Source organism: Deefgea piscis (assembly GCF_019665785.1).
GTDB lineage: Bacteria > Pseudomonadota > Gammaproteobacteria > Burkholderiales > Chitinibacteraceae > Deefgea.
In genome coordinates this window covers 1,572,213-1,586,215 of record NZ_CP081149.1, presented here as the reverse complement: position 1 = coordinate 1,586,215, position 14,003 = coordinate 1,572,213, and the positions used below count along the sequence as shown (strand labels likewise).

General features: G+C 46.6%; 11 protein-coding genes. 6 read left to right on the top strand and 5 right to left on the bottom strand.

The window, feature by feature from the left end; all coding sequences use genetic code 11:
* The first annotated feature begins 113 nt into the window (after positions 1-113).
* Positions 114-389: a hypothetical protein gene (locus K4H25_RS07320; RefSeq protein WP_255588142.1), complete on the top strand. Its 276-nt coding sequence runs from the start codon at positions 114-116 to the stop codon at positions 387-389.
* Positions 389-964, top strand: coding sequence for a lysophospholipid acyltransferase family protein (locus K4H25_RS07315; RefSeq protein WP_173533695.1), 576 nt, complete (start codon positions 389-391; stop codon positions 962-964). The genes K4H25_RS07320 and K4H25_RS07315 overlap by 1 nt, the downstream gene beginning before the upstream one ends.
* A gap of 60 nt (positions 965-1,024) precedes the next feature.
* Here the strand turns inward: K4H25_RS07315 and K4H25_RS07310 are convergent, their stop codons facing one another.
* Both K4H25_RS07310 and K4H25_RS07305 read right to left on the bottom strand, forming a co-directional pair.
* On the bottom strand, positions 1,025-1,228 hold the full coding sequence (locus K4H25_RS07310; protein WP_173533694.1) for a cold-shock protein: 204 nt from the start codon (positions 1,226-1,228) through the stop codon (positions 1,025-1,027).
* A 216-nt stretch (positions 1,229-1,444) separates the two neighbouring features.
* Positions 1,445-2,071, bottom strand: coding sequence for a YceH family protein (locus K4H25_RS07305; RefSeq protein ID WP_221022663.1), 627 nt, complete (start codon positions 2,069-2,071; stop codon positions 1,445-1,447).
* 234 nt (positions 2,072-2,305) lie between these two features.
* Between K4H25_RS07305 and K4H25_RS07300 the strand changes: the two genes are divergently transcribed.
* On the top strand, positions 2,306-3,406 hold the full coding sequence (locus K4H25_RS07300) for an HD domain-containing phosphohydrolase (RefSeq protein ID WP_221022662.1): 1,101 nt from the start codon (positions 2,306-2,308) through the stop codon (positions 3,404-3,406).
* Positions 3,407-3,465: 59 nt separating this feature from the next.
* On the opposite strand, the gene K4H25_RS07295 is transcribed toward K4H25_RS07300, so the two are convergent.
* From K4H25_RS07295 to K4H25_RS07285, 3 genes are all read right to left on the bottom strand, one after another.
* The gene (locus K4H25_RS07295; RefSeq protein WP_221022661.1) at positions 3,466-4,197 is read right to left on the bottom strand and encodes a pseudouridine synthase; all 732 of its coding nucleotides are present in this window, start codon (positions 4,195-4,197) and stop codon (positions 3,466-3,468) included.
* Positions 4,198-4,323: 126 nt separating this feature from the next.
* The gene (pyk, locus tag K4H25_RS07290; RefSeq protein ID WP_221022660.1) at positions 4,324-5,763 is read right to left on the bottom strand and encodes a pyruvate kinase; all 1,440 of its coding nucleotides are present in this window, start codon (positions 5,761-5,763) and stop codon (positions 4,324-4,326) included.
* A gap of 232 nt (positions 5,764-5,995) precedes the next feature.
* Positions 5,996-7,435: an MltF family protein gene (locus tag K4H25_RS07285; RefSeq protein ID WP_221022659.1), complete on the bottom strand. Its 1,440-nt coding sequence runs from the start codon at positions 7,433-7,435 to the stop codon at positions 5,996-5,998.
* Between the two features lie 105 nt (positions 7,436-7,540).
* Here K4H25_RS07285 and K4H25_RS07280 point away from each other — a divergent pair, with 105 nt between their 5' ends.
* The 3 genes from K4H25_RS07280 (at position 7,541) to K4H25_RS07270 (ending at position 13,975) form a co-directional block, all read left to right on the top strand.
* Positions 7,541-9,430 carry an ATP-binding cassette domain-containing protein gene (locus K4H25_RS07280; protein WP_221022658.1) on the top strand — a complete coding sequence of 630 codons (1,890 nt, stop codon included), beginning with the start codon at positions 7,541-7,543 and terminating at the stop codon, positions 9,428-9,430.
* A gap of 4 nt (positions 9,431-9,434) precedes the next feature.
* Complete coding sequence (locus tag K4H25_RS07275) at positions 9,435-12,323, top strand: PAS domain S-box protein (protein WP_221022657.1); 2,889 nt, start codon at positions 9,435-9,437, stop codon at positions 12,321-12,323.
* 62 nt (positions 12,324-12,385) lie between these two features.
* Positions 12,386-13,975, top strand: coding sequence for a peptide chain release factor 3 (locus K4H25_RS07270; protein WP_221022656.1), 1,590 nt, complete (start codon positions 12,386-12,388; stop codon positions 13,973-13,975).
* Positions 13,976-14,003 lie beyond the last annotated feature (28 nt).

Here is a 14,003-nt window from a genome sequence, read left to right as displayed (position 1 = left end):
ATACCTATCTCATTAACTTACTTTTTAGCGCCATTGAACCGCCATTCGCGCAAATTGTAAGCGACGAGCTGCGCCCAAAGCCTTAGAATAGCGTCGCTTACAAAGGAACTATCATGACAATGAAGAAATTTGAATTAGAAAAACGTAAAGCTGAAAAGCTACACAATGATCTCGGTGCAGCCAATGCGCCAGCTCGTTTTGGCCAAGCGGCAGCAACACTGCTCGACAAGAAAGAGCAGCGCAAACAAGATCAAGCTAAAGGCTTGGTACCGTTTGCCTGCAAACTCAATAAAGATCTCGTACAAGAGCTACACACCCGTTGCTCAGAACGTGAAATGACGCTTAATGATTTGGTGGCTGAGTTGATTCAAACCGGCCTCGCTAAATAATGCAACGCACCATTTTTGATACGCCCATCATTCGTGATGTTATGCCAAGGCTATCAAAATGGTTGCTCAAGCGATTAGGGTGGCGCCTAAAAGGTGACTTTCCTGCGCTGGATAAATACGTACTTATCGCCGCTCCTCACACCAGCAACTGGGACTTCCCCATCGGGCTGGCGCTGTGCTTTATTGCAAGGCAAAAAGTCTACTGGATGGGCAAACACACTTTGTTTGTCGGTCCACTTGGGCCTTTAGCGCGTTGGTTAGGCGGTATTTCAGTAGATCGACGCAAGTCCAATTCTTTAGTGGAACAAATTGCCGATGTTTACCAACGCAGTGAGCGACTGATTATTGCAATTCCGCCGGAAGGCACACGGCAAAAGGTAAATCGCTGGAAAACTGGATTTTACTATATTGCACTGAAAGCCAATGTACCCATCGTGCTGGGGTACATTGACTTCAAAGAAAAAACCGGTGGGTGTGGCATGGTTTTTTATCCAACAGGTGATATTGACGCCGATATGCAGGTAATTCAGCATTTTTATCAAGGCATCAGTGGAAAAAACCCGCAATACCAATAAGATGTAAACGTAAAAAAACCCAGCAAGCTGGGTTTTTTTCTACATCAACAACCCAAGTAATTAAACTGGTTGAATGTTAGATGCTTGCTTGCCTTTAGGACCAGTAGTAACGTCAAACGAAACTTTTTGGCCTTCAGCTAAAGTTTTGAAACCTTTAGAGTTGATTTGTGAGAAGTGAGCAAACAAATCTTCGCCGCCTTCATCAGGAGTGATGAAACCGAAGCCTTTAGAATCGTTGAACCACTTAACTGTACCTTGAGCCATTTTGTATTTCCCTAAAAATAAAATAAATATAAAGCACGAAAATCAAGGGAAATGAAGCACTGCGGTACGGCAAGGCCACTACATCACACACATCCACTACTTGAAGATCCTGCAGCTCGTATCTTCGCTGAGCGCGCAGCTGCTGGCAAGCATTATTTGAAACTTTCCGACAAAAAGGGTGGTTTAAGTCAATATTTACTGAAAATCCTGATGCATTTAAGTGCGTACAACTAGCTTTTCCTGCATATCGACTAACATTGCCTTTAATTTCTCAACCTCTAGCTCCAAATCAGTCACTCGCGCCACAAGGTCTAATTGCGGCGCATCTGGCTGAACCAAGATTGGCGCTCCAGCCAATAAATGACACCAACGACATTCCCTCGCCCCTGCTTGTTTCGGCATTTGCAACACCAAAGCAGCGGATTGCCGCGAAGCTAGCTCTTCTAAAAAACCTTCAACCGCCGAAATATCAGCAAACCGATGCAAGCGCTCACAATTTAGCCGCAACTCGCCCGCTGTTTGCGGCCCGCGTAGCATCAACACAGCCAATAGCGCGACCGATTGACTCGGAATACGCAATACTTTTGCCAATGCCTGCTCATAGCGCAGTACACGCCCCCCACTCACTTCCGCAACCCAGCCTTGCTCGCGCAACTGATCAAGCGCCACCAGCAGCTCAGCCTCTGTCGCCTCAATCACCGGATCTCGACTCGACTTTTGATTACATGCCGCGAGCAAGGCATTCAAAGTTAAAGGATATGAATCCGGTACTGTATGTTGTTTTTCAATTAAAGCGCCCAGTATCCGTATTTCTAACTGATTTAATTCGTTAACTTCAGCCATCAAACGAGCTCCTTGCTAAATAAACACATTATCTTCGCTTCATGCTCAAATCAAAACTATAAATACAGCATGATTTATAAAATAAGCCCAAAATCAGTACAGACTACTCAATCTATTTAGATGTTTATCTTTCATGCGCTAGATAGCGCGTAGATATAATTTATGCCAGCACCACAATACTGGAAAACCACCTCAATCTCATCGAACTGATTTCAACAAAGGTTAGGTCACGCAATGGAAATCCAAGGGCTACAAAATCCACAAGTTATCGATTGGAATGCATTTGTCGATTTTCGTGACGGGCTCATCGACTCCGCACCACAAATTGAAAGTCTACTCGCCGAGCTCAAGCAAACCCCAGAAGACCTTAGCCGCATTACGCAGTTATTTCGTTTATTTCACAATATCAAAGGCGATGCGGGGCTCTGTCGCCTGCCGTTTGTTATTCCATTGATTCATGGTGTTGAAACCATTTTGTCGCGAATGCGCAGCAATGAATTAGCCTTTAGCGACCTACTAGCCGAGGTCATCTTACTTACCTTGGATCGGCTAGAACAAACTATTGAACTGCTTGGGGACAATGAATCCGCCGCCGCATTAGCGCTACCGACACTAGCACTAGGTCTAGAGGGTTTATCTTTGCAAGGCCCAGACAGCATCGATGCCAGCGCTATACGTCTTATAGAAACCGTTACTGGCTTTCGACCGGGATTGAGTAAACTACCACAAAGAGACGCCAGCAATGCTGCACGTAATAATGCAGAACGCCACGAAGACCTGAACTTCTTTCACCAGCTCGCGTTGCAACTTGAAGCGCGCTCACCTTTGTTTACAGGGCGCACAGCAAGAAATCTTGAATTGGCGCTTGAAACTAACCGTGCGGCAGGAAGCCGAGTTAACCCCATACAATTAGAAGCCGCCATTTACCTTCATGATATTGGCATGATGTTCTTGCCAGAAAACTACTGGCTAAAAATTGAATCGCTTGATGAGTCTGCACGCCAAAAAATCAACTTACATCCAGCGTGGGGGGCTGGGCTGACCGCCAGAATGGTCGGCTGGCAAGACGCCGCGCAAATGATTATTCAACACCATGAAAAACCCAATGGCAGCGGCTACCCTAACCAATTGATGCATTCTGAAATATGTGACGGCGCTAAAATCTTAGCCATTGTTGATGCTTTTGACTCGATTTTATTACGCCACAGCCATCGTGGGCAGCAACGCTCTATATTGCGAGCGATTGCTGAAATTAACGCTTCTGATCGACAATTCTCTGCCGAATGGATTGCGCCCTTTAATCAAGTCATACGGCAAATGCTGGAAAATAAATAATATTTGGCATCAGCACACACAAAAACAGCGCATTTCATGCGCCGTAAAACATCGACCACTTAAAATCGCTCATTACTTTGCAAAAAGCGCCACTGCCCTTCAGGCAAACTAGACAAACCAATGCGGCCAATCCGAATCCGCTTGTATGAGCGCACCTGAATGCCGACCGACTCACATAAGGCGGGTAAAAAATCCGGCATTGCAGCTCGTAAAACAATACGTAATTGCTGGTCGCTTTGTCGCGTGATCTTATAAGGCTTTAAAACAGCACCATCAAACTTAGTTCGACTATTCATCAGTTTTAACGATTCAGCGCTGAGTTCACCGTCAAACCACAATAGATATTCTTGCTCTAACTCGGTCGCCAAAGAGCGTACGAGCCGCGTATCTTGCGTCAGCACTAGCAATCCTTGCGCGGCAGAATCTAAGCCGCACGGTACTTGCAAATGAGGCAACGCCTTCTTTAACAACACAAACCCAGTTCGATCGCTTACATCACGATGTTCAGTATTCAATAGCGTTTGCCATGCCTCACCGTCAGCTTCTGGCCAAGCGGCATAAGCAACCGGCTTGTTCATCAACAGCGTCACTCGATCGGGTTGCTTATGCAACTGCATTTTAACCGCCTGCACGGCCACTTTTTGCGCCAGCGTCACACGACTACCCAGCTGATCAACAACCTGACCATCAACGGTCACGCGCCCCAGTTCAATCAACTCATCGGCCTCACGACGCGAGCACAAGCCAAGTTCGACCATGCGTTTGGAAAGACGAATCAGTTCTTGCGTCATGGAGGTTTCCTCATTTAAAAATTCATTATTGGGCACATTGCGCGGGACTTCATCATCGCAAACCATCTGCCGCTTAAAAAAACAAAAAACCGGCCATAAGACCGGTTTGTGTCAGCAAAGCACCAATTAACGCGTGCCGCTACCCACTTGTACAATACGCATTGTGTTCGCACCAGAACCAACGCCAGATTTATGCACACCCAAGGTAACCACTAATTTATCACCTGGAATCACAACACCAGCACGTAGCAATTCAAGTTGAGCTGATGCCAATTGTTCTTCACGATCAGCACCCACTTTAGCATCCATCATGATAGGACGAACGTGGCGGAACAAAGCCAATTTGCGGTAGGTATTCAATTCTTGCGTAAACACATAAATTGGCACACCGGTATTGTAACGTGATAACCACAATGCAGATGCACCTGAATGTGAAATACATACAATCGCTTTGATTGGCAATTTGCTAGCGGCATACAAAGCCGACATCGCAACGGCTTCGTCAATGCGAGAGAAGTCGCTCACATTATCAAATTCAGCCTCTACCTTGCATTCGCCAGAGCGCTCAGCCTCAAAGCAAGTACGCGCCATAGCTTGTACCGCTTCAAGTGGGTATTTACCTGCAGCTGATTCAGCCGACAACATCACCGCATCAGTACCATCCAAGACTGCATTGGCGCAATCGGAAACTTCAGCGCGTGTTGGCACTGGGCTTTCGATCATTGATTCCATCATTTGCGTCGCAGTAATGCTCAATTTGTGCATCTTACGCGCCATCTTGATCATGCGCTTTTGCAGTGCAGGTACAGTGGCATCACCCACTTCAACCGCCAAATCACCACGAGCAACCATAATGCCATCAGACGCAGCGAGGATTTCTTCCAGATTGGTAATTGCTTCGGTCCGTTCGATTTTTGCGATCAAACCACCGTGGCCACCCGCTGCGCGCAACAAAGTGCGTGCCATATACATATCAGCAGCCGATTTCGGGAACGAAACCGCAATATAGTCCGCTTGCAAAGCAGCGGCCGTTTTGATGTCTTCCATATCTTTGGCAGTCAACGCTGGCGCAGTCAAACCACCGCCCTTACGATTGATACCTTTATTGTTCGACAACACACCACCCATCGTCACGGTCGTGAATACTTTGGCGCCAACTACAGAATCAACGATCAATTGGATTTTGCCATCATCAAGCAACAACTCAACGCCCGCTTCCACGTCATTTGGCAATTCTTTGTAATCCAAACCCACGGTGTCTTGGTTACCCAATTCACATTCAGCATCCAAAATAAATTTGGCGCCTTTTTTTAGCTCAATTTTATTTTTTTCAAATTTACCAACACGGATTTTTGGGCCTTGCAAGTCAGCTAAAACAGCAACCGACTTACCCAATTTAGCCGCAATCGAGCGAACCATTGCCGCGCGATCAGTATGGTCTTGCGCTGTACCATGAGAGAAATTCAAACGTACGGTATTTACACCCGCAACGATGAGGCTTTCCAGCACTGCTGGATCATTCGACGCAGGGCCGAGGGTGGCAACAATCTTAGTACCGCATTGCATACTTTTAAATCTCCAATGAATAGCCGAAAAACACGTGCCAACAATACGCGACTTCAGCGCGTAAAAATATGATAAAAAACAGGAAAACTGTAGATGACGATTTTAAATAAAGCCGCTCAAGCATTGATGCTAGAGTGAATATCCGTCAAAGAAAACACGTATCGAATGTATTAACACAGACGCATTATAGCGATTAGTCTGTAATGATATACCCCAATAGGGTTTCAAACCACTATTGGGTATTTTTGCCAACGACATGGCTGGCTTTTTTGGCTTTGGTCTTTTCTGCCGATTGATAAGCAAGATAATAGCGATTGACGGCAGATACATAATCTACCATTCCTTTGCTGACTTGACTCATCGCCGTCTTTTCTACATTACCCAGCCAAACATTCGGGTCCAAACCTTGCGCTTTCGTGCGGTTTCTAATTTGCGCCAAACGCCCCTCACCGGCATTGTATGCTGCAATCATAAAATACAATTGATTGTCTTCTGAGATACCTTGCTGACTAAACATTTTACGCAAGTAAGCTAAGTACTTGGCCGCTGCGGTAATATTGCCCTCGTTGCCGTGCGGATCACTCACCCCCATCGCTCTGGCAGTAGACGGATTAACTTGCATCACCCCAGTCGGGCCGTTTTTCCGAATCACCGGATTTAATTTACTTTCTTTTTGCCCAATCGCTGCCAGTAGCATCCAATCTAAATTGTTCGCCGCCGCAATGGTCTGAAACATGGGCATAAAAAAGCCCAATTTATCCAGCGGTGAAATAGCCTCAGAACGCGCCGCTTTAGCATCTACAGGCAAAAAGCGCTGAGTGGCGCGAATCGCAGCATCTATCGATACTTTTTTGCTCGCTATATAACGATTTAACGACGCCAGTAATGCGCTATCTGCTGGCCGCGTCACCCATGCCAAATCAACCGACTCTGCCAAGCAACTTCCCACTTGAACCTCTTTAAATCGCTCACCCCACAACTTTAATACTGCCCGACTCATGACGGTGTACACCGCTTTACCGGCATTGATTTCCGCTAGCAACGATTCAACAGACTGCCCGATTGGCGGATCTTCAAGCGTGAGTCCACTCCATTCTGCTTGCCCGGCCAACAAACGGCGCCCCAAACTGCTCGAGCTCAGCACCAACGGCGTATCACCCAAGGTTTCAAAACGAGGCGCATCACTCGACTTGGGGCCAAGCAAACACCATTCATCCTGAGCATAAGGCGTAGAAAATGAGACCAAGGAACGTGCGCCCTCAGTAATCGGAATCAACCCTGCAGCAATATCACCCTTGCCCGCCAACAAAGCCGAAATGAGCTCCCCGCTGTCCATTGGAATAAATTGAATCCGAATCGGCGGCAGACCTTTGGCACGATTGCGATTAAGCTCAGCCTCAAAGCCATTTAACAAGGCGTACTCTAAACCATGAGGGCGACCATCTTTTAAAAAGTACGTCGAAGCCCCCAGCCCCACCAACACACGAATCCGGTCCGGTGGATTATTCACATCAAAAGCACCCGCTTGCGCCAAAGCACTTTTCGCTTTGAGTGCCGGATGAGTGCTTTTTACACTAGCAACCTCTGCTTTAGCCTTGCCTGCCTTAGGCTGACTAGCCCAAGCGACACCAGCCAAACAGAGTAATACGAGACACAGAGCGAGTCGTTTCATCCCTCTACTCCACTATGAGATTGAGCACGATTCTAATCGTTAACGTGCCGAAGACCCAACACACCCGTATAATCGCCGCTTAAATTGCAAATTAAAGAGTCTGTTATGCCCTTGTTACTGGTTGAAAATGCCCACCTCGCCTTTGGTCACTGGCCACTATTGGATGGCGCAGGCCTTGTGTTAGAGCCTGGAGAGCGGGTTGGTTTAATTGGCCGCAATGGTGCAGGTAAGTCGTCATTATTAAAAGCCATCGCTGGCGTGCAAAAACTCGACGAAGGCACGATTCGTTTGGTTGACAACGCCAAAATGGCGTTTGTTCCGCAAGAGCCCATGCTCAACCCTGAGCACACTGTATTTGAAGCGGTCGCCGAAGGCTTGGGTAATATTCGCCAAGTCTTGCTCGATTACCATGCGGCGCTCGACCACTTAGACGATAGCCAAGAAAGCCTAGATCGTCTGACCGAAATTCAGCATGAACTCGAAAGCCAAGATGGCTGGCGCTTAGATTCGCTCATTTCGACCACTATGTCGCAGCTCAGTCTACCGCCCGAAACCTTGATTTCAGAACTCTCTGGCGGCTGGAAAAAACGCGTCGCCATTGCCCGCGCTTTGGTCACCGAACCCCAAGTTTTACTACTTGACGAACCAACCAACCATTTAGACGTTAGCGCGATTGAATGGCTAGAAACCATGCTCAAGGGCTTTGGTGGCAGCGTATTATTTATTACCCATGACCGCCGCTTCTTGGACAACGTCAGCAATCGTATTATTGAGCTCGATCGCGGCAATATTGTGAGCTTCCCTGGCAATTTTGCGGCTTATGAAGCCAAAAAAGAAGAACTCATCGCGCAAGAAGAAGTAAACAATAAAAAGTTTGATAAAGATCTTGCTGCAGAAGAAGTTTGGATTCGCCAAGGTGTCAAAGCACGTCGCACCCGCAACGAAGGCCGCGTTCGTCGCCTTGAACAATTACGTCGTGAACGCTCTGAGCGCCGCGAGCGTTTGGGCAAAGTTGAATTTCAAGTTGAAGCTGGCGATCGCAGCGGCAAAATTGTCGCCGAACTGGAAAACGTCAGCAAAGCCTATGGCGATAAAGTCCTCATCAAAGACTTTAGTACCCGCATCTTACGCGGTGACAAAATCGGCCTAATCGGCCCGAACGGCGCTGGTAAAACCACCTTACTTAAAATGATTCTTGGCGAACTTGAACCCGACACCGGTTCAGTTAAAGCGGGCACCAAGATCCAAGTCGCTTATTTCGATCAGTTCCGCGAGCAACTTGACGAAGAAAAATCAGTCGCCGACTCCGTCAGCCAAGGCGATGATTTCGTAGAAATCGGTGGACAGCGTAAACACATCATGGGTTATTTGGAACAATTTTTGTTCCCTGCCGAGCGCGCGCGCAGCCCGGTTAAATCACTCTCTGGTGGTGAACGCAATCGCTTATTGTTAGCGCGTTTATTTACTCGTCCAGCAAACGTTTTGGTGCTGGATGAACCCACCAATGATTTGGACATTGAAACGCTAGAATTACTTGAGCAATTACTCGATGAATATCCGGGTACCGTTTTCTTAGTCAGCCATGACCGTGCCTTTCTCGATAATGTCGTAACTCAAACCATCGTCTTTGAACCTAACGGCCAAATTATTGAAAACGTCGGTGGCTATCAAGACTGGATTGATGCTAAAGCACGTATGCTCGCTAGTCGTGAATCAAATAACAAAATCACAACTAGCAAAGAAAGCAAACCAGCTGAACGCACCAAAACAGCAAGAACCAAATTAAGCTTTAATGAAGCCCGCGAATTAGAAAACCTTCCAAAGGAAATCGCATTACTCGAGCAAGAACAGACAGAATTACAACAATCTTTGCTTGATCCGGCAATTTATCGCGATTCTCCTGCAAAGGCCAAAGCAATGCAGGCTAGAATCGATGAGATTGATGCAATCACCATTGAAAAAATGGAACGCTGGGAAGCTTTAGAGGCCAAATAAAAGCATGATAGGGTCACGCCAAAACAATTTATCAACCGAACCGAATACGCATAAAACACTTCGTGTATTGCGAATTGGCTTGTTGACTTTTTATGGCGTGACCGTCTTTGTGGTTTTACTGACTTTAACGTGGATTACCATCCGTGATTATCAGCAAACAATGCGAGAAGCGGAAAACTATAATTTATCGCTGGCTCGGGCATTAGATGAAAACGCCACGCGAGCTTATGTTTCTGTTGAACAAGCCATGCAAAATGTGGCTGAAGATTTAGATCGACAAGGTGGTGTCGATAAAGCTGACGAATACGTCATGCATTTACTACTCAAAGATAAAGTCCGTTTAACCCCACAAATACGCGGCATTATCACCATCGGTCCAACCGGTATATTGCATAGTCATGGTCTTGAGTATCCAGCACGAAAAATATCGCTCGCTGACCGGGTTTATTTTAATTACCACCGTGATTTTGATTCAATTCGCCCCTATATCAGCGAGCCTATTTTATCTAGAACGGATGGCAAATGGTTACTCCCCTTAACTCGTCGCGTTAATTTACCCAATGGTGAATTTGGTGGCGTGCTCTTATCAGGAATGGAACCGGCTTATTTCCTTAAATTTTATGACTCTTTGCAACTCCCCAAAGGAATGCAAATTCAATTACTGCGTAGTGATGGCGTCGTTTTAATCAACTATCCATTTGATGAAAGTGCCTTAAATAAAAACATTCGTAACGACGACCCACTACTATTTGAGCAATTACGACTCAAACGCAGCAGTACTTATATTAAAAATGATAATGGCGAAAAACTAATCACCTTCATCGTCAATCAAAGTGATAATCCACTTATCATTCGTCTGTCTTTTAATGTTGATTTTATTTTAGCTCACTTTAAAACCCAAACTTATATCCGAACGGCATTGGCCGCCTTATTAATGCTGGTCATTTCTATTTTGACTTACATTTTAATGCGACAAATCAAACGGGCAGAACAAATTGAGGCTCGCCTGTATTTAACGCAGTTTACGGTCGATGAATCACCCGACATGACATTTTGGTGTAATGAATCTGGTCGCATTTACTACGCCAATAAAAGCCTCACCAAGCATTCCGCTTATCGCAGTGATGAACTTAGTTCACTCAATTTTAACGACTTATTTACCGAGATTTCCGAAGCAGATTGGCGACAATTTTTATCGCAACTACACGACAACAACACCATCAACTTTGAAGGTCTACTTAAAAACTCATTGGGTAAAATCACCCCAATGGAAATTACTTTATCGCTCATTCAATTTCAAAAACAATCTTATATCTGCTGCAACGCACGTGATATTTCTGCGAGGCGCGAAGCCGAGCAAGAATTACGTCGCCACCGCGACCATTTGCAAGAAATGGTCATGGAGCGCACGGCAGAAATCCGCACCGTACTCGATGCCAGTCCACTCGCCATCATGCTATCAATGCGCGGCACTATTCGCTTGGTCAACCCCGCTTTTGAGCTACTGTTTGCCTATGCCGCTAGTGATATTATCGGCTCGCCGACCCACAATATTTTTTCATCTACCGAACAATTTAGCGAAGCCAATCAACTGATCTGGAGCAAAATTGCCAGTGGTGGCGTATTTCGCGGTGAAACTGAACTGTATCGCCGTGACCATACGCCATTTTGGGCGATGGTTTACGCCAAAGCTTTGGTCCCTGGAGATATGTCAAAAGGGTTGATCGCGGTCATTGAAGACATCACCTCGCAGCGGATTGCCGCCCAAGCGATGCGCCAATCAGAACGGCTTAATCGCACCATTATTGATCAAACCGCAGACGGCTTCTTATTGATTGATGCTGGCCATCGCATTTGCGACGTCAATCATTCATTCACCCGTCTGCTGGGATTTAGCCGTAAAAACCTGATTGGCCGACACCCGCATGACTTATGGGGTGAAAATGCTAAAAAATTCTTCCCAGATCAATTAGCCAGCTTAATTGATAAACACCAAGCACCGATTGATTTAGAGCTACTCAATCACGAAGGCATTGCGCACCCTTTCCTTATTAATAGTGGCGTAGTGCTTGATGAGCAAAAATCGATTGAATATGCCTATGCATTCTTTACCGATATTACCGTTTTAAAGAAAATAGAAACGCATTTAGTTGAAGCTAAAGAAGCGGCCGAAAGTGCTAACTTTGCCAAGTCTTCTTTCCTTGCCAATATGTCACATGAATTACGCACGCCAATGCATGCGATTTTATCTTTCTCTGAAATGGGTTTAGGCAAAACACAAAATCCGAATCACAGCGAAAACCTCAATTTAAATCGTTACTTTGAACGTATTAATGCCTCAGGAAAACGACTATTGGTCCTGTTGAATGACCTACTGGATATGTCGCGACTTGAAGCTAACAAAATGACTTATGACAAAGGCGTTCATAGTTTACAAATGATTGTGCGAATGGCGTGCGCTGAAATTAGCTCACTCATTAGCAGCAAGCAATTACAACTGCATATTCAAGATGGCGAAATTGAAGCCAGCGCCCATTTTGATAAAGCTCGCCTAACTCAAGTGCTAGTTAATTTATTATCCAATGCCATCAAATTTAGTCCGCACGGTGGCGAAATTGAAATTCACTTTATTGCCAATGCGCAATTAGAGCCTGACCAACCGGCCATCGGCGTCAGCGTTCGTGATCATGGTCCGGGCGTGCCCGACGACGAGCTAGAATATATCTTTGATAAATTCATCCAAAGTAGCCGCGCTCGCAATGGCAGCGGCACTGGGCTGGGTCTGGCGATTAGCCGGCAAATTATTAGCGACCATGAAGGACAAATTATCGCTAGCAATCACCCGCAAGGTGGCGCGATATTTACCGTCCTACTGCCGAGTCATCCGCGCTAAAGGTTTTGCTTATCGCCACATTCGCGTACAATTGCGCGTTTTTCCCCTTTGACATCAATACCATGCCCGACATCATCAGTGAAGTGGCGCGCCGCCGTACTTTCGCCATTGTCTCCCACCCCGATGCGGGTAAGACCACGCTCACCGAAAAACTGCTGTATTTCTCGGGCACGATTCAAAATGCGGGTACTGTAAAAGGCAAAAAAGGCGGTAAGTTTGCCACTTCTGACTGGATGGACATTGAAAAGCAACGGGGTATTTCGGTTGCGTCTTCAGTCATGCAGTTCGATTACCGCGATCACGTGGTCAATCTGCTCGACACCCCAGGTCACCAAGATTTCTCGGAAGACACCTATCGCGTACTGACTGCGGTGGATTCGGCCTTGATGGTCATTGACGCGGCCAAAGGTGTTGAAGCGCAAACGATCAAACTATTGAACGTCTGCCGCATGCGCCACACCCCGATTATCACCTTCATGAATAAGTACGACCGTGAAGTACGAGATTCTTTAGAGCTGCTCGATGAAGTCGAAAGCGTGCTCGAAATCCGTTGCGCGCCCATTACTTGGCCAGTTGGTATGGGTAAAACCTTCCGTGGGGTATATCACATCCTCAAAGACGAAGTGATTATCTTTACGCCGGGCAAAGGCCCTCTTGATGAAGTTGAAGTCATCAAAGGCATCGATAATCCACGTTTGGACGAACTCTTCCCACTCGAAATCGACCAAACTCGGATGGAATTAGAGCTCGTGCGCGGCGCTTCGCATCCTTTCGTGCTCGAAGAATTCCTCGATGGTACGTTGACACCGGTCTTTTTTGGTTCGGCTATTAATAACTTCGGGATTCGTGAAATCTTGAATGCGCTAGTCGATTGGGCGCCACAACCGTCGGACAGCGCTGCGGTACAACGTGCCGTTTCGCCGACTGAAGAAAAATTCTCCGCATTCGTCTTTAAAATTCAAGCGAATATGGACCCGAAGCATCGCGACCGCATTGCGTTCTTACGGGTTTGCTCGGGCGAATTTACGCGCGGCATGAAATTCAAGCATTTGCGCCTGAACCGAGACATCGCCGCCAATTCGGTAGTGACGTTTATGGCGCAAGGCCGTGAACAAGTCGAAGAAGCTTACGCTGGCGATATTATTGGTCTGCCGAATCACGGCAATATTCAGATTGGCGACTCGTTTTCTGAGGGCGAATTGCTGTCGTTTACCGGCATTCCTTACTTTGCGCCGGAAATGTTCCGCATCGTGCGCATCAAAAATCCACTCAAGATCAAGCAATTGCAAAAAGGCTTGCAGCAGTTGGGTGAAGAAGGTGCGGTTCAGGTTTTCAAACCGCTCAATGGTGGCGATTTGATTCTTGGCGCGGTAGGGGTATTGCAGTTTGAAGTCGTTGCCTCGCGCTTGCTGAATGAATACGGTGTAGAAGCGATGTTTGAATCGACGACGATTTACACTGCGCGCTGGGTGTCTTGTGATGACGCGAAAAAACTCGCCGATTTTGAGCGCACGCTCACCAATAACCTCGGCCGCGATGCTGCCAACAGTTTGGCTTATTTGGCCACCAGCCGTGTCAATCTGGATTTGACGATGGAACGCTGGCCAGAGTTGCGTTTCCACGCCACACGGGAACACGCCATTACGCTCTGAGGGTATTGCTCTGGATGCAACATATTTA

Excerpts from the sequence above, each read along its gene's own strand:
- K4H25_RS07320 (WP_255588142.1), top strand. The coding sequence starts at position 114 with ATGACAATGAAGAAATTTGAATTAGAAAAACGTAAAGCTGAAAAGCTA.
- K4H25_RS07315 (WP_173533695.1), top strand. The coding sequence starts at position 389 with ATGCAACGCACCATTTTTGATACGCCCATCATTCGTGATGTTATGCCA.
- K4H25_RS07310 (WP_173533694.1), bottom strand. The coding sequence starts at position 1,228 with ATGGCTCAAGGTACAGTTAAGTGGTTCAACGATTCTAAAGGCTTCGGT.
- K4H25_RS07305 (WP_221022663.1), bottom strand. The coding sequence starts at position 2,071 with ATGGCTGAAGTTAACGAATTAAATCAGTTAGAAATACGGATACTGGGC.
- K4H25_RS07300 (WP_221022662.1), top strand. The coding sequence starts at position 2,306 with ATGGAAATCCAAGGGCTACAAAATCCACAAGTTATCGATTGGAATGCA.
- K4H25_RS07295 (WP_221022661.1), bottom strand. The coding sequence starts at position 4,197 with ATGACGCAAGAACTGATTCGTCTTTCCAAACGCATGGTCGAACTTGGC.
- pyk (WP_221022660.1), bottom strand. The coding sequence starts at position 5,763 with ATGCAATGCGGTACTAAGATTGTTGCCACCCTCGGCCCTGCGTCGAAT.
- K4H25_RS07285 (WP_221022659.1), bottom strand. The coding sequence starts at position 7,435 with ATGAAACGACTCGCTCTGTGTCTCGTATTACTCTGTTTGGCTGGTGTC.
- K4H25_RS07280 (WP_221022658.1), top strand. The coding sequence starts at position 7,541 with ATGCCCTTGTTACTGGTTGAAAATGCCCACCTCGCCTTTGGTCACTGG.
- K4H25_RS07275 (WP_221022657.1), top strand. The coding sequence starts at position 9,435 with ATGATAGGGTCACGCCAAAACAATTTATCAACCGAACCGAATACGCAT.
- K4H25_RS07270 (WP_221022656.1), top strand. The coding sequence starts at position 12,386 with ATGCCCGACATCATCAGTGAAGTGGCGCGCCGCCGTACTTTCGCCATT.